The organism is Pseudomonas sp. LY-1, assembly GCF_053502595.1.
Genome location: NZ_CP094353.1, coordinates 2222402 through 2243644, shown reverse-complemented (window position 1 = coordinate 2243644; position 21243 = coordinate 2222402). Strand labels below are relative to the sequence as shown.

Below are 21243 nucleotides of genomic sequence, written 5' to 3'. Positions count from 1 at the left end.
CCCTTTCAATCCGCCCAGCCTCGGCAGTTGACCGCGTCAAGTCAAGGTGCAGAGAAGAACCGATTGAAACAGTCTGCAACAAGGACCGCGCCCGCCTCGTCATTCAAGTGCAAATGATGGCCACCGGGCAGGGTCGTCACGGCAAACGGTAGCTGGGAAAGCAATTCGGGATGTCTCGCCAGCATGCCGTCAGCGGCCACCACCAGTTGAGTAGGGCAACCTACGCGGCGCACGAAAGCCATGGCTTGCTCGTCGGTCAGACGCATCGGCGATGCCAGGGTCAAGCGGCTGTCCGTTCGCCAGGTGTAACCGCCCGGCACCGGCATCAACCCGCGCTGGGCCAGCAGTTCAGCGGCTTCGCGGCTGACGGCCACCAGCCCTTTCATCCGCGCTTCGACGGCGCGATCAAGGTTGCCGTAGACCGGCTTGCGCTTGCCCTGCAGGTTCAATTGCGCCTGCAACGCCATGCCCAGCCGCTCGGCGGCGTTCTCGCCAGTGGCGGTCGGCGGGATCACACCGTCGATCAAACCCAGGTGCGTCACCCGCTCCGGCAAGGCACCGGCCAATACCAGGGAGACGATGGCACCAAGGGAATGGCCAAGTAATGCAAAACGTTTCCAGCCCAGTTGTTCGGCGACCTGCAGCACATCGTGGACGTAATCCCACAGGGCATAACCGGCCCCCGTCGGACGATGCGCCGAATGCCCGTGGCCGGCCATGTCGAGGGCGACGATACGCATGCCCTGCAGTTTCGGCGCCAACCGAGCGAAGCTGTTGGCGTTGTCCAGCCAGCCATGCAAGGCGATCACCGGCAGACCGTCTTCGGGACCGAACAGATGCGCGGCCAATTCGATATGCGGCAGGCTCAGGCGCACTTCTTCGACCGGCGTACTCATGCGCAACTGCGCTCGCGGGCTTCCCAACGGGCGAACAGCTGCTTGAGCAAGGTCGCGGTGTCCTGGGGGCGTTCGAGGGGGAACATGTGGCCGCCGGGCATGGTGAGCATTTCTCCCATGGGCAGGCGCCCGACGCCGCTGGCGTGGTGGCGCATCACCACCCGGCTCTGGCGCCCGCGCACCACCGCCAGCGGCACTTTCAACTGGCGCACCTGGCCCGGGCTGGTGTGGGGCACGCCCCGGTAGATACTGATTTCAGTGGCCGGATCGAAACGCAGGCGCAGGCGATCGCCGACCTGATACAGGCCATGTTGCAGGTAAGCGTCGAAGCATTCCGGGTCGAAGCCGCGAAACAGGGTCTTGCCGGCGAAGTAACTGCGCGCGGCGTCCAGGTCGGCGAATTCTTCACGGCGGCCCAGGGTGCGCCCGGCCGGGGTGAGGCGGTCGATAAAACCAAAGCGCTTGGCGGCGCGGATCACCCAGCGGTCGGCACGGGTCAGCACCGGCGAGTCGAGCATCACCACGCCGCGATACAACTGCGGGCAGCGCATGGCCGCGTGCAAATGCAACACGCCGCCCAGGGAATGGCCCACGCCCCACACCGGTTCGGGCTGCTGTTGCAGATGGTGGATCAGTTCGTCCACCAGGTTCTGCCAGTTGTCGTCCACCGGAAACCGTGGATCGTGGCCGTGCTGCGGCAGGTGCGCGACGGTATATTCCGGGGCCAGGCCGGCAAACAACTTGCCGTAGGTAGCCGAAGGGAAGCCATTGGCGTGGGCAAAAAACACGTGCTGCGACATACCGGTTCCATCTATAAAAACAGACATTGATTGTCACCACGCCCGACCGTTACGGCAATGACCGTAACCGCCAGGAATGATGACACTCACGCCACGCCTATCGCGCCGGCGGGTTCTCGCCCAGGGGCACTACGGCCATGGTCAGGCGCGAGACGCAGCTGGACTTGCCATCATCGTTGGTCAGGCGGATGTCCCACACCTGGGTGGTGCGGCCGATATGAATCGCCCTCGCCACCGCCGTCACCCGCCCGCTGCGCACCCCGCGCAGGTGGTTGGCATTGACCTCGAGGCCGACGCAATAGAACTTGCTCGCATCGATGCACAGGTAGGCCGCCATGGAGCCGACGCTTTCGGCCAGCACGACCGACGCGCCGCCGTGCAGCAGGCCGTAGGGCTGATGGGTACGCTGATCGACCACCATGCTGGCGGTCAGGGATTCTTCGTCGAAACTTTCGAAGCGAATATCCAGCACTTCACCGATGGTGTTTTTCTGCAGAGCGTTGAGTTGCTCGATATTGGGTTGGGTGCGCCACAGGCTCATACCGTTGTCCCTATTGGTTTTATGATGGCCCTAATCCTGCCACAGAATGACTTCGGTGCGCTCGCTCCACACCTGAAACTGTGGGCCGTAGGTCGATTCGATGACATTGCGCCTGATCTTCAAGGTCGGTGTCAGGAAGCCGTTTTCCACCGCCCAACTGTCTTTCACCACCACCAATTGACGCAGGCGCTCATGCTTGTCCAACGCCGCGTTGACCTGCTCCAGCCAGCGTTCAAGGCTGCCGTGCAAGGCCTGGCGCGCATCCGCCGGGCCCGCCGCCGACAGCACGCACAGGCCCATCGGCGCAGGCAGGCCGTCGCCGACCACACACACCTGTTCGATCCGTGCATGTTCGGCCAGGCGGTTTTCGATCGGCGCCGGGGCCACGTACTTGCCCTTGCTGGTCTTGAAGATTTCCTTGAGACGCCCGGTCAGGCGCAGACGGCCCTCGGCGTCCTGCTCGCCCTTGTCGCCAGTGCGCAGGAAGCCGTCCGGGGTGAGGGTTTCGGCGGTTTTTTCCGGGTCCTTGAAGTAACCGAGCATGGTCGCGCCACTGCGCACCTGCACTTCACCGAGCGGGTCGATACGCACTTCAACGCCCGGGCACGGCAGGCCGATCCAGCCGATTGTCTGCTGGCCGGGGCGACACACATGGGAATAGCCGCAACTCTCGGTCATGCCGTACACCTCCAGCACATCCAGGCCCAGGCGTTGATACCAGCGCAACAAGGCTTCGGGCACCGGCGCCGCGCCGGACAGCGCAATGCGTAACGCGTCCAGGCCCAGGCCGGCCAGCACCCTGCGGCCCACGCGTTTGCCGATAAAGGGCAGCCGCAACAGGCGCTCCAGGCGCGTCGCCGGGATCTTGCCGTAGACGCCCATCTGGAATTTGGTCCAGATACGCGGCACCCCGAACAGCGCCGTCGGCCGTGCCCGACGCAGGTCCCTCAGAAAAGTCTCAAGGCTTTCGGCGAAATACACGGTTTGCCCGGTATAGATCGCCGCCAATTCCACAAACATCCGCTCCGCCACATGGCACAAGGGCAGGTACGACAGCAGCCGGTCACCCTCCCCCAGGCCGAACAATTCGGTGCCACCGGTGGCGGCAAAGCCCAGGGCGCCGAAGCTGTGCATCACGCCCTTGGGCAGGCCGGTGGTGCCGGAGGTGTAGATGATGGTGGCCAGATCCGACGCGGCAGGTAGCGGCTGATCCTGGATCGGTGAACAGGCTTGCAGCTCGGCCCAGCTGAAATCCAAGTCACCCGCCGGACACAGCGGCAGGCCGATGGTGGGCACGTCGGCCGGAACCCCGGGCGCCATGGCGGGCCAGTCATCGAGCTTGCCGATGAACACCAGCGCCGCCTCGGAGTGCTTCAGCACATGGGCGACGGAATCGGCGGTGAGGTTGGGATAGAGCGGCACCGAGACATGCCCGGCCATCCAGATGGCCAGGTCGGCGATGATCCAGTGCGCGCAATTTTTCGAGATCAGGGCTACGTGCGAACCCTGGGGCAGTTCCCTCGCGCGCAGCCAATGCGCGGCGCAGCGGGCCTGGTGGCCGACCTCGGCCCAAGTGAGGGTCTGTACCTCGTCGCCGCCGACGGGCTGCACCAGGAAGGGTTTGCGCGGATGCCGCGCTTCACGTTCGAAGAAGACCTGCAACGGCAAACGAAAAGCGACGGGCATGGGACGCGCTCCTTTGTGGTCCGATGATAGCCAACCAAGCACTTGCTCGGCTGACTATATAGCACACACAAAGCAGTGAAAGCGCCTACGGATGTTTCACACTGACCAGGCTCATCAGCCCCGCCAGCGGGCATTCCCCCTCCAACTCCGCCAGGCTGGCGGTGTACATCGGCAGCGGTTGACGCTGATGGCCATGCTGCAAAAAGCTGGTCAGGCTGCCGACCAGCGGCTGATGGCTGACCAGCAGCACATTCTCATCCGTGTCGAGCTTTTCCAGCACCTGCTGCGGATTGCCGTCCGGTGTCAGCCAGGGCACGGTGCGGATGTCCGGCACGAAGCCCAGCGCTTCACGCACCAGCTGCGCGGTCTGCTGCGCCCGTACATACGGGCTGGCAATGATCGCGCTGATGGGCTGGCCGATCAGGTGCGCCGCGCTGCGCAAGACTTCGGCGCGGCCATGCTCGGTCAGCTCGCGCTCGGCATCGGTGCGGGCATGCGCTTGGGCCTCACCGTGCCGCAAAATCCACAGTTTCACAGTTTTGGCTCTTCATCGCGCACCGGGTGCGGTGCTGGCGGCACGCTGTGGGCGGCTTCGCCTTCCGGCGCACGCGGCGTCGGCCAGTCGGCGAATGGCCAGGGCTTTTGCTCGGTGTGGAAACTGCCGAAGCGGCCGATCTGCGCGAGGAACTGGCTCAGGCTGTCGCCAAAATTCATCAGGCCCAGGTTCGGCGCGCCATAGACCAGCCGGTAAATCAGTTGCACCACCACCAACGCACCGAGCAGGAATTGCGCCACTTGCCACACCAGGGCAAACACCAGCATCCACAAGATGCGCAGGGCGATGGACTCGTACTTGGGAGCTGCTTTCGGATCGTTCATGACGCGTTCCTCAGTTGAAACCACTGGTGGAAATAAAGTCGACATCGGTTTTCGGCTCGGCGCGCATCAGCAACTCGATGACCTGATTCAGGGTGCGCCCTTCAAACAGGATCGCGTGCAACCCGGCGACCAGCGGCATGTACACGCCGGCCTCCTGGGCCTTGGCCTTGAGCACCTTGAGGGTATTGACCCCTTCGGCCACTTCGCCCAGGCGCGCCACGGCGTCTTCCAGGCTCAGGCCCTGGCCGAGGGCGAAACCGACCTGATAGTTACGGCTTTTCGGCGACGAGCAGGTGACGATCAGGTCGCCCACGCCCGCCAGGCCCAGGAACGTCATCGGGTTGGCGCCCTGGCTCACCGCGAAGCGGGTCATTTCCGCCAGCGCACGGGTGATCAGCATGCTCTTGGTGTTCTCGCCCATGCCCAGCGCCACCGCCATCCCGGCAATGATCGCGTAGACGTTTTTCAGCGCACCGCCCAGCTCGACGCCGAAGCGATCGCCACTGGCGTACACGCGGAAGGTGCGCCCATGCAGCACGGCCTGGACCCGCTCACACAGTGCTTCATCTTCACTGGCGATCACGGTGGCGGTCAGCGCATGTTCGGCCACTTCCCGCGCCAGGTTCGGCCCGGACAGCACGCCGATGCGCGCCTGCGGGGCGATCTCTTCGAGGATTTCGCTCATCAGCTTGAAGGTGTGCGCCTCGATGCCCTTGGTCAAGCTGACCAGCAGCTTGCCCGCCAGGCGTTCGGCGTGAGGCGCGAGCACCGAGCGCAAGGCACTCGAAGGCAGCGCGACGAAACACAGCTCGCAGGCCTCCAGGGTCGCCTGCAAGTCGGTGACCGGCTCGACCGCCGGATGAATCTTGATGCCTTTAAGGTAACGAGGGTTTTCTCGATGGACGCGAATGGCCTCGGCCTGTTCGGGATCGCGCATCCACTGGCGCACCGCATGACCGTTCTCAGCCAGCAGGTTAGCCACGGCGGTACCAAAACTTCCGCCTCCCAGGACCGCAATAGGGCGCTGTTCAGTCATATGCAATCCGTTAATCCATACCAGTGGCGATGGCCGCATTATACGGAGCCCCCCGCTTGCGGCCAGCCCCCGTATCAATTCACACGCCTGTCGGAAAATGCCATAGCGACGCGGGGTAATTGCAAAGGCGACGACTGGCAAATGGCCCGGCCTCGGTTAACATGGTCGGCTATCCGTAATTATCAAGGCCGTGCCGTGTATTTGGGCCCTCCTCCCCGTTCATCGTTGTGGTTGATGCTGTTGTGCAGCGGCGCAGTGTTCGCCGACGACCTGTTCCTCGACAACCAACCGCTGCCACAGGTGCTGACTGCCACTCGCCTCAAACAATCGGCCGCCGCCGTGCCCGGCAGCATGACCGTGATCGACAGCGAACTGATCAAGGCCAGCGGCGCGCGGGACATCGCTGAGTTGCTGCGGCTGGTGCCGGGCATGATGGTCGGCTACACCAGCGGCAACCAGGCGGCGGTGAACTACCACGGCACCAATGCCAGCGATGCGCGACGCATGCAGGTCTTGATCGACGGCCGCTCGGTGTACCGCGCAGGCCTGGCCACGGTGGACTGGAGCGATATTCCGGTGGCCATGGAAGACATCGAGCGCATCGAAGTGTTCCGCGGGCCCAACACCGTCAGCTACGGCGCCAATGCGTTGATGGCTGTGGTGAATATCCTCACGCGCTCACCGGCCGACAGCCACGGTTCAAGGGTAAAAGTGGTACGCGGCGAACGCGGGATCAACGACTTCTATGCCAGCCAGGGCGTAGGCTGGGAAACCGGCGACCTGCGCCTGTCGATGTCCGGGCAGCAGGACGATGGCTTTGACAGCAACGCGGTGGGCGCCGACCGTCGTGACGGCCGGCGTCTCAACCGCTTCAGCCTGGCGGTGAGCCAGACGCTGAACACGCAACAGAGCATCGACTGGCAACTGAATGCCAAGGAAGGGACCAACCAGCGTCCTTATACCTACACGCCGGTATTCGCCGGGATTACCGAGGGCGGCAACAATTCCGACGTTACCGCCAAGGACTATTCCGGCTCCCTGCGCTGGAATTTCGATTTCAATCCCGAACACAGCCTGTATATCCAGGGCTCGGCCCAACAATGGGACCGCCGGCAGATCTGGAAAGCCTGTGACGCCAAGGTGTCGTTCAGCCCGGAATTGACCCGGCTGTGGCAGCTCAACCCCAATTATGCCGAGCGATTGGCCCGGCATATGGACACCTACAGCCAAGGTGTTGCGCCTCCCGGCAGCGCCGACGAACAAGCACTGGGCAACCAAGTATTGGACCAATGGCGCAACGGCGCCAGCCAGAGCGTATGCGGCGACATCGACCAAAGCACCCGCGAAAGCCGCTACGACCTGGAGATCCAGGACACCCTGAGCCTGTCCGACAGCCTGCGCCTGGTCAGCGGTATGAACTATCGCTATGACCGCGCCGACTCCGACACCTATTTCAACGGCACTCTGGATGACACCACCTGGCGCCTGTTCGGCCAGCTTGAATGGCGCGCCAGCGAGCACTGGTTGCTGCAGGGCGGCGCCATGTACGAAGACACCCACCTGAGCGGCAACTCGCTGACGCCGCGGGTGGCAGTCAACTACCTGATCAACCCGCGCCACGGCCTGCGCGCGGTGTACTCCGAGGCGATCCGTTCGCCGGACATGTTCGAGAACAACGTCAACTGGAGCTATCGCGTCACCAACCTCGACTCGCCGGCCTACGGGCAGAATTCCGGGCAGTACTTCGTGGTCACGCGCGGTCCGGGCAACCTCGACAAAGAACTGATGAAATCCCGCGAATTGGGCTATAACGGCTTTTTTGCCGACATCGGGCTGAACATGGACGTGAAACTGTTCTACGACGAAATCACCGACATGATCAGTTCGCCGCTGCGCAACAATCAGTACATTGCCAGCAACGCCAACAGCTCGCGCTTTACCGGCGCAGAATCCCAATTCGACTGGCGCATGAGCAACGCTGACCGCCTGCGGCTGACCTACGCTTACGTCGACGCCAGCACCAGCAACCCGCTGGACAAGGCGCAAACCGCACGCAACAGCGGTTCGGCCGGCTGGTTGCGCGAATGGGGGCAAGGCTGGTCCAGCGCCCTGTTCTACTATGGCGACGATGCCCTTAACCGCTATCGCTTCGAACGGGTCGACCTGCGGGTCGCCAAGCGCATGGCCCTGGGCAACGCCAACGTGGAACTGGCCGGCATGTTGCAACAACGCCTGGACAACCAGCCCACCACCTGGGCCGACAACAACTACGACCATCGCCAAGTGCTCTACTTCAGCGCGGAGTTAGAGTTCTGACATGGGCGCTCAGTCACGGATGACCCTCCTCTCTCTCCCCAGACGCTGGCAACGCGGCCTGCTGCTGCTGTGCCTGCTGCTCAGCGTACCGGCCTGGAGCGCCAATATCCTGCTGACCGCCGCCGAAGAAGGCGCCGGGGTGCAGGCCTTCGTCCAGGCGCTCACCCAGCAGCGCCCCGACGACCGCGTAACCTTCACCCCCCTCGCCAACCTGCCCGTGCCCAGCCGCCTACCGGCCAATACGCGCCTGATCCTGTTGGACCTGCCCAGCCTCGACTGGCGCCTGCAGGATACCCAGGGGCCGTCGACCCTGGTGTTGCGCATCAGCCGCCTGCAGGCCCACCAGCGCCTGGGCCAGGGCGTGCCGGGCAAAATCAGCCTGCTGTGGAGTGACCCGCCGCTGGAGCGCCAACTGCGGCTGATCGCCACAATCCTGCCCCAGGCCCGCCGCATCGGCGTGCTCTACGGCGCCGACAGTGAATTCCTGCTCCGCGAGTTGCGCCAGTACGCCGCGCCGATGGGCCTGGAGATCGTGCCCCAGCGCTGGGACGACATTAACGACAGTCGCCCGCTGCAGCATTTGTTCAGAAACAGCGATGTGCTGCTCGGCCTTGACGACCCGCAGTTATACAACCCGAAAACCGCGAAAAACCTGCTGCTCAGCAGTTATGCCCGGCAACTGCCGCTGGTGGGGCCCAATGCCGGCTTCGTCAAGGCCGGCAGCCTGGCCAGTACTTACAGCGACCAGACCGACTGGCTGGCCGTACTCGACCGCCTGCTCGATCACCCGCCGGCCGGCTGGCCGCGCGCCATGTACCCGGAGCGCTTCAAAGTCGTGGGCAACCCGCAAGTCGCACGCTCACTGGGCATCGAACAGGTCGACGAAGCCAACGTCGCCGCCCGCCTGGCCGAAGGAGAACAACGCCCATGACCTTACGTCGTCGTTGGGACATCAACACCCGCACCCAGCTCATCACCCTGGGGCCGGCGCTGTTGCTGACGTTGCTGTTGATCAGCTTCTTCACCTTCGTGCGTATCCAGGACCTGCGCCAGGAACTCGACCACACCGGCCAGTTGATCGCCAACCAATTGGCCCCGGCCACCGAATACGGAGTGATCTCCGGCAACAACGACGTGCTCGACAGCCTGCTGCGCGCGACGCTGGCCACGCCCCATGTGCGCTTCCTGGAGATCCAGGACAGCGCCGAGAACATCCTGGTGTACGTCGAGCAACCTTCGGAAAACCACGACCGCTCGCTGTCGGTCAAAGTGTTCCAGGCCCCGATCCGCCTGCAACATATCCAATTGGGCAATGACTTTTTCCAGGACAACCTCAACGAACCCAAGGCGCCGCGTGCCGACTACCTGGGCCGGGTGATCGTCGGCATGTCCAACGATGCCTTCAGCCAGCGCCAACAGGAGATTCTGTTCAAGGCCGGCGTGCTCGCGCTGTTTGCCCTGCTGTTCACCTTTTTGCTCGCGCGGCGCCTGGCCGCCAGCCTGTCGCAGCCGATCAGCGCGATGGGCAATGCAGTCAAGGCGATCCAGCAAGGCGACTACAAGACCCCGCTGCCGATTGTCGATGACTCCGAACTGGGCGACCTCTCGCGGCACATCAACAACCTTGCCGAAGGCCTCAACCAGGCCAGCCGCGAACAGCAGCAGGCCATGGCGCAACTGATCCAGACCCGCGAGGAAGCCGAACGGGCGAACAACGCCAAGTCGGACTTCCTGGCGATGATGAGCCACGAGCTGCGCACGCCGATGAACGGCGTGCTGGGCATGCTGCAGTTGCTGGAAACCACCGAGATGACCGAAGAGCAGACCGAATATGCGGCGCTGGCCTCCGAGTCCACGGAACATTTGCTCAAGGTCATCAATGACATCCTCGACTTCTCGCGCATCGAACGCGCGGCCCTGGAGCTGGAACACATTCCGTTCAACCTCGCGGACCTGATCAACAACTGCGCCCAGGCCTTCCAGCACAGCGCCCAGCAGCGCGGGCTGAGCCTCGAACTGCCGATCCCGCCGGGCTTGGACACGTTGCGCGTGCAGGGCGACCCGACGCGTATCCGCCAGATTCTGGTGAACCTGATCGGCAACGCGCTCAAGTTCACCGAGCACGGCAGCGTCAGCGTCGAGCCCCATTGGCAACCCCTCGACCACGAACTGGTGTGGTTCACCTGTACCGTGCGCGACAGCGGCATTGGCATTTCCGCCGAGCGCCTGGAACTGATGTTCGATGCGTTCCAGCAGGCCGACAGTTCCATTTCAAGACGTTACGGCGGCACCGGCCTGGGCCTGCCCATCGCCCGCACCCTGGCCGAACGCATGGGCGGCACCCTGCGCGCGCAGAGCGAAGAAGGTCGCGGTTCGGTGTTCACCCTGGAAATCCCGCTGGCCATCGACCAGCACAGCGTGCCGGCCATCGCCGCCAACGCCGAAGGCAAAGCCAGCGCGGGCGACGGCCGCCATGTGCTGCTGGTGGAAGACAACCCGGTCAACCGCACCGTGGTCGAAGCCATGCTGCGCAGTCTGGGCTTTGAGGTCAGCCTGGCCACCGACGGCGCCGAAGCGATCCGCAGCGCCGAGAGCCTGATTTTCACCGCGATCCTGATGGATTGCCGGCTACCGCTGATCGACGGCTACGAAGCCACCCGCCAGATTCGCCAACTGCCGGGCTGCGCCGAGCTGCCGATCATCGCCCTCACCGCCAACGCCTTGCAGGGCGATCGGGAACTCTGCCTGGCCGCCGGAATGAACGATTACCTGGCCAAGCCGTTCAAACGCACGGATTTGCAGCAAATCCTGCAGCGTTGGGTGCAATAGCGCCGCGCCATCAGCCAACTGCGACTGGCGTGAAAGACGAAAGTGCGGCAGTCTTAGGCACCCGAACGGACCGATAAACAGGCCCGGTTTAAAATTTCAGTGAACAAGTGTACATTCAGTGCCTTGACGCTGTGACTTTCACTACAACGCAATAGTCTATGTGTAGGCTGCCGATGTGAGGCATGAACGCTTCAGTCGGTTCGGGAAGATTTGCCCTACCCTGCCGCATGGGATTATTGAGGAGCTCGCATGACCAAACAAAACGCCTTTACTCGGGAAGACCTGCTGCGCTGCAGTCGCGGTGAGCTGTTCGGCCCAGGTAACGCGCAACTGCCCGCCCCGAACATGCTGATGGTGGATCGCATCACCCATATCAGTGAAGAGGGTGGCAAGTACGGCAAAGGTGAATTGGTCGCCGAGCTGGATATCACCCCGGACCTGTGGTTCTTCGCCTGCCATTTCGAAGGCGACCCTGTCATGCCGGGCTGCCTGGGCCTCGACGCCATGTGGCAACTGGTCGGTTTCTACCTCGGCTGGCAAGGCTTGCCGGGCCGCGGTCGCGCCCTGGGTTCGGGCGAAGTGAAGTTTTTTGGCCAGGTTCTGCCGAGTGCCAAGAAAGTCACCTACAACATTCAAATCAAGCGCGTCCTCAAGGGCAAGCTGAACCTGGCGATCGCCGACGGTTCGGTGACTGTCGACGGTCGCGAGATCTATACTGCCGAAGGCCTTCGGGTCGGCGTATTCACTTCCACTGACAACTTTTAAGGGTTATCCGCATGCGCCGCGTCGTTATCACTGGTCTGGGCATCGTTTCTTGCCTGGGCAATGACAAAGAGACCGTCACCGCTAACCTGCGTGCAAGTCGCCCTGGCATCCGCTTCAACCCGGAATATGCCGAAATGGGTCTGCGTAGCCAGGTTTCCGGCTCCATCGACCTGCCCCTCGAAGAGTTGATCGATCGCAAGATCTATCGCTTCGTCGGCCACGCTGCCGCCTATGCCTACCTGGCCATGAAGGACGCCATCGCCGATTCCGGCCTGAGCCACGATCAGGTCTCGAACGTGCGTACCGGCCTGATCGCCGGTTCCGGCGGCGCGTCCACCCTGAACCAGATGGAAGCGCTGGACATCCTGCGCGAGAAAGGCGTGAAGCGCGTTGGCCCGTACCGTGTCACGCGGACCATGGGCAGCACCGTTTCCGCCTGCCTGGCCACGCCGTTCCAGATCAAGGGCGTGAACTACTCGATCTCCTCCGCCTGCGCCACCAGTGCTCACTGCATCGGTAACGCGGTTGAGCAGATCCAGTTGGGCAAGCAGGACATCGTGTTCGCCGGCGGCGGCGAAGAAGAACATTGGAGCCAATCGTTCCTGTTCGACGCCATGGGCGCGCTGTCCACCCAGTACAACGACACCCCGGAAAAGGCCTCCCGCGCCTACGACGCCAAGCGTGACGGTTTCGTCATCGCCGGCGGCGGCGGCATGGTGGTGGTCGAGGAGCTGGAACACGCTCTGGCCCGTGGCGCGAAGATCTACGCGGAAATCGTCGGCTACGGCGCCACTTCCGACGGCTACGACATGGTTGCGCCAAGCGGTGAAGGCGCCATCCGCTGCATGCAGATGGCCATGTCCACCGTGGATACCCCGATCGACTACCTGAACACCCACGGCACCTCGACTCCGGTCGGCGACGCCAAGGAAATGGAAGGCGTGCGCGCGGTATTCGGCGACAAGGCACCGGCCATCAGCTCCACCAAGAGCCTGTCGGGTCACTCCCTGGGCGCCGCCGGCGTTCACGAAACGATCTACTGCCTGCTGATGATGGAAGGCAACTTCATGGCCGGCTCGGCCAACATCGAAGAGATGGACCCGGTCGTAGCCGATATGCCGATCCTGACCAAGACCGTCGAAAACGTAAAAGTCGACACCGTGATGAGCAACAGCTTCGGCTTCGGTGGCACTAACGCCACCCTGGTGCTGAAACGCTGGCAGGGCAAGTAAGCCCCGCAGCTTGATCAGATGAAAACGCCCCGACTGGTTCGGGGCGTTTTTTTTGCGCTTGAATTCGGGGTCGCCTCGCCTGTACGCGGGTGTTGCTCCGCTGCCTCGAACTGATGCGGGGAATCCTGCCCCCCGCCATCTGGAAAAAATCCTGGAACACTTGAGTGCCAGCATGTTCTATAACTGCATGACTTTCTTCCTGCCACGCTTGAGAGGTTCGCCATGCCTGTTACCGTCAACGCCCTGAATGCCGACAACTTCCGCCACAGCCTCAACATCGATAACCACGAGTTGTTCACCGATCTGCCCAAAAGCCTGGGCGGTGACGACACCGCGCCCTCGCCCCACGACTATTTCGACGCAGCCCTGGCGTCGTGCAAGGCCCTGACCCTGAAGCTGTATGCGCAGAGAAAGGGCATCCCGCTGACCGGCGTAACCGTGGAAGTCACCCGCGACGACAGCGAAGAGCAAAAGGGCAAGTACCACCTCAACGTCAAGCTGACACTCAAGGGCGTGCTCACCGATCAGCAACGCGACGAACTGCACCGCATCGCCGACCGCTGCCCGATACACAAGCTGATGACCACCGCCGAGGTGAGTATCGAGACGAAATTGTCGGAAGGTGCCTTCAGCCAATAGCGGCAACCTTCGGTCGAGCGGGTTATGCTCAGGGCTATCCAACCCGCTCCGACAGGGACGCACCATGACCACCCTCACCGTGATCCGCCCTCGCCTCGAAGATGTCGAAGGCCAGCCCATCCTGCGCCCGCTGCCATCGCGAGAATGCCGTAGCGTCGGGCCGTTCGTGTTTTTCGACCATATGCTGGCGACCCGCTATGCACCGGGCAGCGGCATGAATATCCGCCAGCATCCGCACATCGGCCTGTCGACCCTCACCTACCTGTTCGAAGGCACCTTGCAGCACAAGGACAGCCTCGGTTCGGACCAAATGGTGCAGGCCGGCGATGTGAGCTGGATGACCGCCGGCAGCGCGATTGCCCACGTCGAGCGCACGCCCGAAGCAATCAAGAGCAAGGGGTTCAGCCTGCATGGGCTGCAAGTGTGGCTCGCCTCCCCCAAGGACCACGAGAGCGGCCCGGGGCATTACAGCCACCATCCGGCAGCCAGCTTGCCCACCAGCGACAACTTGGGCGTGCAGATCCGCCTGATCGCCGGCAATGGCTTCTGCCTCAAATCACCGGTGCCGGTGCTGTCGCCCACGCTGTACGCCGATGTGCAGATGCAGACGGCCACCACCCTGCTGATCCCCGACGAGCATGAAGAACGCGCGGTGTATGTGCTGGAGGGTGACGTGCAGTTGGACGGTGAGCCGCTTGAGGCACACAGCCTGGTGGTGTTGCCGAGCGGACAGGCGATGACCCTGTCTGCCGACAGCGATTGTCACCTGGTGGTGTTCGGTGGCGCGCCGCTGGATGGGCCACGCCGGATCAACTGGAATTTTGTCGCGAGCGACCCGGCCGTGATCGAGCAGGCCCGGCAGCGTTGGGCGGCTGGGGATTGGCCAACGGTGCCCGGTGAAACCGAAAGAATTGAGTTGCCGGTGAGATAGCCGCCTGCTCCCACATTTAACCGCGTTTACCCTGTAGGAATGCGCTCGAATGTGGGAGCTGGCTTGCTCGCGATGAGGCCAGGACAGACGCCAGAGACTTAGCCCTTGAACACTTCATCCAACAAGTTATGCATCGACTGGAAGGCCCGCGCAGCGGTCTTCGCGTCGTACATCATCATGCCCGGCACGTTGGCATGCGGGTCGGTGAAGGAATGCACCGCACCGCCATAGCTCAGCAGTTGCCAATCCACACCGGCCGCGTTCATCTCATCTTCGAACGCCGGCAGTTGTGCTTTCGGCACCAGCGGGTCGGAAGCACCATGCAACACCAGCACGGAACCCTTGATGTTCTTCGCATCCGCCGGGTTTGGCGTGTCGAGGGTGCCGTGGAACGACACCGCAGCCTTCAACGGTACGCCGGTGCGCGCCAGCTCCAACGCACAGCAACCGCCGAAGCAGAAACCGAAGGTGGCCAACCTGGACGTATCCACCGCAGCTTCGCTCTGGCCTTGCAGTTGCGCTAACGCGGCCTGCATGCGCTTGTTCAGCAACGGGCGGTCATTCTTCAACGGCATCATCGCCGCACCGGCTTCATCGTTATTCGACGGGCGCACGGTTTGCCCATACAGGTCGGCGATCAGCACCACGTAGCCTTTGCTGGCGACGCGCTTGGCAATCTCTTCGGCCCCCGCACTCACGCCCATCCAGTTCGGCGCCATCAACAGGCCCGGCAGCGGGCCGGTTTGGCTGGCATCGAAGGCCAGGCGGCTTTCATAAGACTGGCCATCAATCTGATAGACCACGGAACGCACAGTGACTTGGCTCATCATTTACTCCAGTTGAGGTTGCACAAGAACGAAAAAACCCGCCGAAGCGGGTTTTTCTACAACGGGGTTAAACCGACAGTTCAACCAACAGCTTGTTCAGTCGGCGCACATAGGCGGCCGGGTCTTTCAGGCTGTCGCCGGCAGCCAGGGCTGCCTGGTCGAAGAGGATGTGCGACAGGTCGCCAAAACGCTCTTCGCTCTGTTCGCCGTCGAGTTTCTCGATCAGCGGGTGAGCCGGGTTGAATTCGAAGATCGGCTTGGAGTCCGGCACCTTCTGACCGCTGGCTTCGAGGATCTGACGCATCTGCATGCCCAGGTCCTGCTCGCCGATGGCCAGGATCGCCGGGGAGTCGGTCAGACGGTGGGAAACCCGCACTTCGCTGACGGCGTCGCCCAGAGAGGCCTTGATCCGCTCAACCAGGCCTTCCTTGGACTTGGCCACTTCTTCAGCGGCTTTTTTGTCTTCTTCGGAATCCAGGTTGCCCAGGTCCAGGTCGCCACGCGCCACGTCGACAAAGGTCTTACCGTCGAATTCGCTGAGGTAGCTCATCAGCCACTCATCGATACGGTCGGTCAGCAGCAGCACTTCGATGCCTTTCTTGCGGAAGACTTCCAGGTGCGGGCTGTTTTTGACCTGAGCGTAGGTCTCGCCGGTCAGGTAGTAGATCTTGTCCTGACCTTCCTTGGCGCGTGCCAGGTACTCGGCCAGGGACACCACCTGCTCGCCGTCTTCGCCCTGGGTGGAGGCAAAACGCAGCAGGCCGGCGATTTTTTCCTTGTTGGCGAAATCTTCCGCCGGGCCTTCTTTCATGACCTGGCCGAAGTTCTTCCAGAAGCCTTTGTACTGCTCAGGCTCGTTCTTCGCCAGTTTTTCCAGCATGTCGAGGACGCGCTTGGTCAGCGCCGACTTCATGGAGTCGATGATCGGGTCTTTCTGCAGGATTTCCCGCGACACGTTCAGCGACAGGTCGTTGGAGTCGACCACGCCTTTGATAAAGCGCAGGTACAGCGGCAGGAACGATTCCGCCTGGTCCATCACGAACACGCGCTGCACGTAGAGCTTCAGGCCCTTTGGCGCTTCGCGCTGGTACAGGTCGAACGGCGCGCGGGCCGGTACGTAGAGCAGCGAGCTGTATTCCAGCTTGCCTTCGACCTTGTTGTGGCTCCAGCTCAGCGGGTTTTCGTAGTCGTGCCCGATGTGCTTGTAGAACTCCTGGTATTCCTCGTCCTTGATCTCGGTACGCGGACGGGTCCACAGGGCGCTGGCGCGGTTGACGGTTTCCCACTCAACGGCCGGTGCTTCTTCGCCTTCGGCGGCGGCCTGCTCTTTCGGCAATTCGATCGGCAGGGCGATGTGGTCGGAATACTTCTTGATGATGTTGCGCAGGCGCCAGCCATCGGCAAATTCGTCTTCACCGGGTTTCAGGTGCAGCACGATGCGCGTACCGCGATCAGCCTTGTCGAGGGTAGCGACTTCAAACTCGCCCTCGCCTTTCGAAGACCAATGCACGCCTTCGCTGGCGTCAAGGCCGGCGCGGCGGCTGAACACTTCAACCTTGTCGGCGACGATGAAGGCCGAGTAGAAGCCCACGCCGAACTGGCCGATCAGGTGCGAATCTTTCTTCTGGTCGCCCGAAAGGTGCTTCATGAAATCGGCAGTGCCGGATTTGGCGATGGTCCCCAGGTGGGTGATCGCATCCTCACGGCTCATGCCGATACCGTTGTCTTCGAGGGTGACGGTCTTGGCGTCTTTGTCGAAGCTCACGCGGATTTTCAGTTCGGCGCCGCCTTCCAGCAACTCCGGCTTGGACAGGGCTTCGAAACGTAATTTGTCGACAGCGTCAGAGGCGTTCGAGATCAACTCGCGAAGGAAAATTTCCTTGTTGGAATACAGCGAATGGATCATGAGGTGCAGCAGTTGCTTCACCTCGGTCTGGAAGCCCAGGGTTTCCTTTTGAGTTTCCACACTCATGGTCATCAAACTCCAATTGGATGGCAGTGGCCGCGCCCTGAAGGGTTGGCGGCGGGTTGTCATCAAAGTTGGGGGCTAAGACCAGGATTTCAAGGGCGGGACACTTCTCCGATCTTGAAATGCGCGCGGGCGGTGGCGATGGGTTCGGCCGCGGTGCTTTGCCAGGCGGTGATCGACACGTTCGCCACCCGTCGACCCTGGCGCCAGACCTGGCACTTGGCGTAAGTGTCGCGAAACTGGCCGGCACGCAGGTAATCCAGGGAAAAGTCGATGATTTTCGGCAGGCCCGGTGCGCCGGTGAATACCAGCAGGTGCAACGCGGCGCAGAGTTCCATAAAGCCTGCAATCACACCGCCGTGCAGCGCCGGTAATATCGGGTTACCAATGTTGTCCTTGTTGGCCGGCAGGCGGAACAGCAGCTCATCGCCTATCCGCGTGCATTCGATGCCGATCAGCTTGGCGTAGGGGATCAGATCGAGCAGCGCCTTGTAGTTGCCGTGCTCATGGGCCTGCTCCAGACGTGTCTTGAAGTGATGTGTCATGCCTGTTCTCCCGTGACTGTACTGCCCAGCCCCTGCGCACCCTTGAGGCGCTTGCCCATACGCATGAACGTCCCCACCGTGTGGGCGACGGGTTGTTGCGGGTCGTCCTGATAAGCGAAACCACGGGTGAAAATCACGTCGGTGGTCACCCGGTAGCACTGGGCAAAACCATACACCGGCTTGTGCGGTTCGGCGGGATGCATGTAGTCGATGCGCAGGTCGAGGGTCGGGCACACCTCGAACTCCGGCAACACGCACAGGGTGGCCATGCCGCAGGCGGTGTCCATCAGCGAGGTCAATGCGCCACCATGGATCACGCCCGTCTGGGGATCACCCACGATCATCGGGCTGTAGGGCAGAACCAGGGTAATCCCCTCCTCGCTGGCTTGATGAACGGTAATGCCCAGCACTTGGCAATGGCGCAACGCTGAAATAAAGCGCTTGGCACGCTCTAACAAGGGATTTTCGGTCATTCGGTTCAGACTCTGATGAATGTGGGGCCGGCGCAGTATGGACCGTCGGAAAAAGTTCCTTGGGAAAATGCTTTATATATCTGTGGGATATAAGGAACTAATGCTGGCCCCATGTGCTCGAAAGGCCAGTAGATATCTTCACTAAGGAGAAACACCCAATGCGCAAGACTTTAGCTATTTCCATGATGCTGGCCGCTGCCCTCGGTCTCGCTGCCTGCGACAAGAAATCCGAAAACAAAGCCCAAGATGCCGCCGCGCACTCTGAGCAAGCTCAGAAAGATATGGCTGCAGCACAGGATAAAGTGAACGAAGCTGCGAAAGAAAACGGCGATGCTGCCAAAGCTCAGGCCGAATCGAACAAAGCCGCAGCACAAGAAGCAGCACCTGCTACTCCAGCAACCGGTTCTTGATACCGGGGCTTGAAATAGCTTGGCTGCAAAAAGAAAGCCCGCTTAGATAGCGGGCTTTACTTTGTCTGCTGTTGGCGCGGAGTGCGATAAACCGGCGCTATGCCTGCAGCGCTTTACGCCACCGGGTCTTTGGCCACGTCCGGCAGCGACGTATCGGTCTGCGTATACACCATCACTTGCAGTACGTCGGAATGAAACTCTCGGCGATACAGCACCAACACCACCCCGGCGCTCATCGACATGAACAGCCAGGGGCTGACAAACCATGCCAGCATGGTCATCCCGAAGTAGTAAGCGCGCAAGCCAAAGTTGAACTGGTTGGCCGCCATCGAAATCACCCGCGCCGCCCGCAGGGCAAACGCCTTGCGCTCCTGCTCCGACACGTGCCGCTCGCCGATCATCGGCGCCGACCCCACCAGCACCGCGGCAAAGTTGTACTGGCGCATACACCAGCTGAAGGTGAAGAACGCGTAGACGAACACCAGTGCCAGGCACAGCAGCTTGATCTCCGACATGCCCTGGGATGCCTGCTGCACCAGCGGAATATCGGCCAGCAATGAAACTGCCCGCTCCGAGGCGCCCAACACGGTGAGAATGCCCGCAAGGATGATCAAGGTGCTGGAGGCGAAGAACGAGGCGTTGCGCTCAAGATTGCCAATCACACTGGCGTCGGCGATGCGGTTGTCGCGCAGCAGCATGCGACGCATCCAGTCTTCGCGATACAGGTGCAGCACGCTGGCCAGACAGGCAGTGTCGCGGGCTTTCCAGGTGGCATAACGGGTGTAGCCGCCCCAACAGAGGACGAACCAGAGGGCGGCAAGCAAGTGGATCAGGTTGGCTTCGATAAACGGCATGCGGGTCCTTATACACGACAGATTTCATGAACCCGGTTAAGTGTGGGCGCCGGGTTCCAGCTTGAGCTTTGCGTTACTCCTTCGACGTTAGCCCACGGAAAAAGACACTGCCCGCCGCCCATAAAAAATGCCCCGTATCAATCGATACGGGGCATTTCAATACAGCGTGAAGCCTGGGGTTACGCGACCGCTTCGCTGCGCTTGCCCAGCATGCGGTCAACCACCACCGCGGCCACCAGCATCATCACCGATGGCACCAGCCACGCCAGGCCCTGCTCGCTCAACGGCAGGTTGGCCAATTGCGACGGCATCCAGCCCGCCAGGCCGGCGCCCTTGAGCGCATCGATGCAGCCGAAGATGAACGACACCAACATCACCGGGCCAACGATGCGGCTCTGCTCCTGCCAGAAGTCTTTGCAGAAGCTCAAAGCCACCAGCACGATGCATGGCGGGTAGATCGCAGTGAGTACCGGGATCGAAAACGCGATCAGTTTGGTCAGGCCCAGGTTGGACACGAACAGCGAGAACAGCGCCAGGATCACCACCAGGGTCTTGTAGGACAGCGGCAGGATCCGGCTGAAGTACTCGGCGCAGGCACAGGTCAGGCCGACGGCGGTGACCAGGCAGGCCAGAGAGATCAGCACGGCCAGGAAGCCACTGCCCAGGGAACCAAAGGTGTGTTGCACGTAGGCGTGCAGGACGGCGGCGCCATTGGCGGCACCGGCGGCGATCTCATGGCTGCCCGCCCCGAGGCGGAACAGGCTGACATACACCAACGCCAGGCCGACGCCGGCAATCAGCCCGGCAATGATCGCGTAGCGGGTGATCAATTTAGGCGATTCGACACCACGAGAACGGATCGCGTTGACGATCACGATACCGAACACCAGCGCGCCCAGGGTATCCATGGTCAGGTAACCATAGATAAAGCCTTGGGAGAACGGCGCGGCCACGTATTCCGGGTTGGCGACGCCCACTTCACCGGCCGGCAAGGCAAACGCGGCGATACCAAGGATGGACAGCGCGATGATTTTCAGTGGCGCCAGGAAACGGCCCACGGTGTCCAACAGACGGCCCGGGTACAGGGAGACGAAAAACACCACCAGAAAGTACACCGCGCTGTAGAGGAACAGCGCCAGCGGGCTTTCACCGGTCAACGGCGCCAGGCCCACTTCAAAGGACACAGTCGCGGTACGCGGGGTGGCGAACAGCGGCCCTACCGCCAGATACGCTGCCGCCGCCAGCAGGCCACCGGCGATCTTGCCGATCGGGCTGCTCAACGCATCCATACCACCACCGACCTTGGCCAGGGCGATCACGGTGACCACCGGGAGCCCGACCGCGGTGATCAGGAAACCCAACGCCGCCATCCAGACATGGGGTCCGGACTGCAAACCAACGATAGGCGGGAAGATGATGTTGCCGGCCCCCACAAACAGGGCAAAAGTCATGAAGCCCAACGCCAGGATGTCCTGGCTTTTCAACACTTTCATTTGAGGAAATACCACACTACTGAATCGGAATTTAGAGAGGGCTTCCCTATGGATGAGGGAAATGCTGCCGGCCCTTGTGGGCACCGACCGGTCTAGCGCGCGGCTTCCTTTTGGGATGCGAG

21 protein-coding genes are annotated in these 21243 nt (G+C 62.1%); 8 read left to right on the top strand and 13 right to left on the bottom strand.

Annotation, left to right across the window (positions count from 1 at the left end; genetic code table 11):
• Positions 1-41 precede the first annotated feature (41 nt).
• The 7 genes from MOQ67_RS10310 to MOQ67_RS10280 all read right to left on the bottom strand — a co-directional run bounded on the left by MOQ67_RS10310 (position 42) and on the right by MOQ67_RS10280 (position 5838).
• Positions 42-896, bottom strand: a complete 855-nt coding sequence (locus tag MOQ67_RS10310) for an alpha/beta hydrolase (protein WP_169884169.1) — start codon at positions 894-896, stop codon at positions 42-44.
• Positions 893-1696, bottom strand: a complete 804-nt coding sequence (locus MOQ67_RS10305) for an alpha/beta fold hydrolase (protein ID WP_017846789.1) — start codon at positions 1694-1696, stop codon at positions 893-895. The genes MOQ67_RS10310 and MOQ67_RS10305 overlap by 4 nt, the downstream gene beginning before the upstream one ends.
• 97 nt (positions 1697-1793) lie before the next feature.
• The gene (locus MOQ67_RS10300) at positions 1794-2237 is read right to left on the bottom strand and encodes a hotdog fold thioesterase (protein ID WP_017846788.1); all 444 of its coding nucleotides are present in this window, start codon (positions 2235-2237) and stop codon (positions 1794-1796) included.
• A gap of 30 nt (positions 2238-2267) precedes the next feature.
• On the bottom strand, positions 2268-3923 hold the full coding sequence (locus tag MOQ67_RS10295) for an AMP-binding protein (protein WP_198717324.1): 1656 nt from the start codon (positions 3921-3923) through the stop codon (positions 2268-2270).
• 85 nt (positions 3924-4008) lie between these two features.
• A complete protein-coding gene (sixA, locus tag MOQ67_RS10290) occupies positions 4009-4458 on the bottom strand; it encodes a phosphohistidine phosphatase SixA (protein WP_017846786.1) in 450 nt (149 codons plus the stop codon).
• Positions 4455-4802, bottom strand: a complete 348-nt coding sequence (locus MOQ67_RS10285) for a DUF4389 domain-containing protein (RefSeq protein ID WP_017846785.1) — start codon at positions 4800-4802, stop codon at positions 4455-4457. The genes sixA and MOQ67_RS10285 overlap by 4 nt, the downstream gene beginning before the upstream one ends.
• 10 nt (positions 4803-4812) lie before the next feature.
• Positions 4813-5838 carry an NAD(P)H-dependent glycerol-3-phosphate dehydrogenase gene (locus MOQ67_RS10280; RefSeq protein WP_017846784.1) on the bottom strand — a complete coding sequence of 342 codons (1026 nt, stop codon included), beginning with the start codon at positions 5836-5838 and terminating at the stop codon, positions 4813-4815.
• Between the two features lie 195 nt (positions 5839-6033).
• Between MOQ67_RS10280 and MOQ67_RS10275 the strand changes: the two genes are divergently transcribed.
• From MOQ67_RS10275 to MOQ67_RS10245, 7 genes are all read left to right on the top strand, one after another.
• Positions 6034-8154 (top strand): TonB-dependent receptor plug domain-containing protein, encoded by a 2121-nt coding sequence (locus tag MOQ67_RS10275; RefSeq protein ID WP_332874911.1) that lies wholly within the window; start codon positions 6034-6036, stop codon positions 8152-8154.
• 1 nt (position 8155) lies between these two features.
• Positions 8156-9085, top strand: a complete 930-nt coding sequence (locus tag MOQ67_RS10270; protein ID WP_104903619.1) for an ABC transporter substrate-binding protein — start codon at positions 8156-8158, stop codon at positions 9083-9085.
• Positions 9082-10983, top strand: a complete 1902-nt coding sequence (locus MOQ67_RS10265) for an ATP-binding protein (protein ID WP_104903620.1) — start codon at positions 9082-9084, stop codon at positions 10981-10983. The genes MOQ67_RS10270 and MOQ67_RS10265 overlap by 4 nt, the downstream gene beginning before the upstream one ends.
• A 249-nt stretch (positions 10984-11232) precedes the next feature.
• Positions 11233-11748, top strand: coding sequence for a 3-hydroxyacyl-[acyl-carrier-protein] dehydratase FabA (gene fabA / locus MOQ67_RS10260; RefSeq protein ID WP_003190035.1), 516 nt, complete (start codon positions 11233-11235; stop codon positions 11746-11748).
• An 11-nt stretch (positions 11749-11759) separates the two neighbouring features.
• Positions 11760-12980, top strand: coding sequence for a beta-ketoacyl-ACP synthase I (gene fabB, locus MOQ67_RS10255; protein WP_017846780.1), 1221 nt, complete (start codon positions 11760-11762; stop codon positions 12978-12980).
• A gap of 222 nt (positions 12981-13202) precedes the next feature.
• Positions 13203-13619: an OsmC family protein gene (locus tag MOQ67_RS10250; protein WP_104903621.1), complete on the top strand. Its 417-nt coding sequence runs from the start codon at positions 13203-13205 to the stop codon at positions 13617-13619.
• A 64-nt stretch (positions 13620-13683) separates the two neighbouring features.
• Positions 13684-14550, top strand: a complete 867-nt coding sequence (locus MOQ67_RS10245) for a pirin family protein (RefSeq protein WP_128192192.1) — start codon at positions 13684-13686, stop codon at positions 14548-14550.
• A gap of 98 nt (positions 14551-14648) precedes the next feature.
• Here MOQ67_RS10245 and MOQ67_RS10240 read toward each other — a convergent pair whose 3' ends face one another.
• From MOQ67_RS10240 to MOQ67_RS10225, 4 genes are all read right to left on the bottom strand, one after another.
• Entirely contained in the window at positions 14649-15377 is a 729-nt protein-coding gene (locus MOQ67_RS10240; RefSeq protein ID WP_198717322.1) for a dienelactone hydrolase family protein, read from the bottom strand.
• A 67-nt stretch (positions 15378-15444) separates the two neighbouring features.
• The gene (gene htpG / locus MOQ67_RS10235) at positions 15445-17349 is read right to left on the bottom strand and encodes a molecular chaperone HtpG (RefSeq protein WP_017846776.1); all 1905 of its coding nucleotides are present in this window, start codon (positions 17347-17349) and stop codon (positions 15445-15447) included.
• A gap of 89 nt (positions 17350-17438) precedes the next feature.
• Entirely contained in the window at positions 17439-17891 is a 453-nt protein-coding gene (locus MOQ67_RS10230; RefSeq protein ID WP_017846775.1) for a PaaI family thioesterase, read from the bottom strand.
• Entirely contained in the window at positions 17888-18364 is a 477-nt protein-coding gene (locus MOQ67_RS10225) for a PaaI family thioesterase (RefSeq protein ID WP_017846774.1), read from the bottom strand. The genes MOQ67_RS10230 and MOQ67_RS10225 overlap by 4 nt, the downstream gene beginning before the upstream one ends.
• Positions 18365-18522: 158 nt before the next feature.
• Between MOQ67_RS10225 and MOQ67_RS10220 the strand changes: the two genes are divergently transcribed.
• A complete protein-coding gene (locus MOQ67_RS10220; RefSeq protein WP_017846773.1) occupies positions 18523-18774 on the top strand; it encodes a hypothetical protein in 252 nt (83 codons plus the stop codon).
• A 113-nt stretch (positions 18775-18887) separates the two neighbouring features.
• Here the strand turns inward: MOQ67_RS10220 and MOQ67_RS10215 are convergent, their stop codons facing one another.
• Together MOQ67_RS10215 and brnQ are read right to left on the bottom strand one after the other, a co-directional pair.
• A complete protein-coding gene (locus tag MOQ67_RS10215) occupies positions 18888-19628 on the bottom strand; it encodes a DUF599 domain-containing protein (protein WP_017846772.1) in 741 nt (246 codons plus the stop codon).
• Positions 19629-19807: 179 nt separating this feature from the next.
• Entirely contained in the window at positions 19808-21121 is a 1314-nt protein-coding gene (gene brnQ / locus MOQ67_RS10210) for a branched-chain amino acid transport system II carrier protein (protein WP_198717321.1), read from the bottom strand.
• Positions 21122-21243: the final 122 nt, after the last annotated feature.

Excerpts from the sequence above, each read along its gene's own strand:
- MOQ67_RS10300 (WP_017846788.1), bottom strand. The coding sequence starts at position 2,237 with ATGAGCCTGTGGCGCACCCAACCCAATATCGAGCAACTCAACGCTCTG.
- MOQ67_RS10295 (WP_198717324.1), bottom strand. The coding sequence starts at position 3,923 with ATGCCCGTCGCTTTTCGTTTGCCGTTGCAGGTCTTCTTCGAACGTGAA.
- MOQ67_RS10305 (WP_017846789.1), bottom strand. The coding sequence starts at position 1,696 with ATGTCGCAGCACGTGTTTTTTGCCCACGCCAATGGCTTCCCTTCGGCT.
- MOQ67_RS10285 (WP_017846785.1), bottom strand. The coding sequence starts at position 4,802 with ATGAACGATCCGAAAGCAGCTCCCAAGTACGAGTCCATCGCCCTGCGC.
- MOQ67_RS10270 (WP_104903619.1), top strand. The coding sequence starts at position 8,156 with ATGGGCGCTCAGTCACGGATGACCCTCCTCTCTCTCCCCAGACGCTGG.
- MOQ67_RS10225 (WP_017846774.1), bottom strand. The coding sequence starts at position 18,364 with ATGACCGAAAATCCCTTGTTAGAGCGTGCCAAGCGCTTTATTTCAGCG.
- MOQ67_RS10280 (WP_017846784.1), bottom strand. The coding sequence starts at position 5,838 with ATGACTGAACAGCGCCCTATTGCGGTCCTGGGAGGCGGAAGTTTTGGT.
- MOQ67_RS10220 (WP_017846773.1), top strand. The coding sequence starts at position 18,523 with ATGCGCAAGACTTTAGCTATTTCCATGATGCTGGCCGCTGCCCTCGGT.
- MOQ67_RS10245 (WP_128192192.1), top strand. The coding sequence starts at position 13,684 with ATGACCACCCTCACCGTGATCCGCCCTCGCCTCGAAGATGTCGAAGGC.
- fabA (WP_003190035.1), top strand. The coding sequence starts at position 11,233 with ATGACCAAACAAAACGCCTTTACTCGGGAAGACCTGCTGCGCTGCAGT.
- MOQ67_RS10265 (WP_104903620.1), top strand. The coding sequence starts at position 9,082 with ATGACCTTACGTCGTCGTTGGGACATCAACACCCGCACCCAGCTCATC.
- MOQ67_RS10230 (WP_017846775.1), bottom strand. The coding sequence starts at position 17,891 with ATGACACATCACTTCAAGACACGTCTGGAGCAGGCCCATGAGCACGGC.
- MOQ67_RS10250 (WP_104903621.1), top strand. The coding sequence starts at position 13,203 with ATGCCTGTTACCGTCAACGCCCTGAATGCCGACAACTTCCGCCACAGC.
- MOQ67_RS10215 (WP_017846772.1), bottom strand. The coding sequence starts at position 19,628 with ATGCCGTTTATCGAAGCCAACCTGATCCACTTGCTTGCCGCCCTCTGG.
- fabB (WP_017846780.1), top strand. The coding sequence starts at position 11,760 with ATGCGCCGCGTCGTTATCACTGGTCTGGGCATCGTTTCTTGCCTGGGC.
- MOQ67_RS10240 (WP_198717322.1), bottom strand. The coding sequence starts at position 15,377 with ATGAGCCAAGTCACTGTGCGTTCCGTGGTCTATCAGATTGATGGCCAG.
- htpG (WP_017846776.1), bottom strand. The coding sequence starts at position 17,349 with ATGAGTGTGGAAACTCAAAAGGAAACCCTGGGCTTCCAGACCGAGGTG.
- brnQ (WP_198717321.1), bottom strand. The coding sequence starts at position 21,121 with ATGAAAGTGTTGAAAAGCCAGGACATCCTGGCGTTGGGCTTCATGACT.
- MOQ67_RS10310 (WP_169884169.1), bottom strand. The coding sequence starts at position 896 with ATGAGTACGCCGGTCGAAGAAGTGCGCCTGAGCCTGCCGCATATCGAA.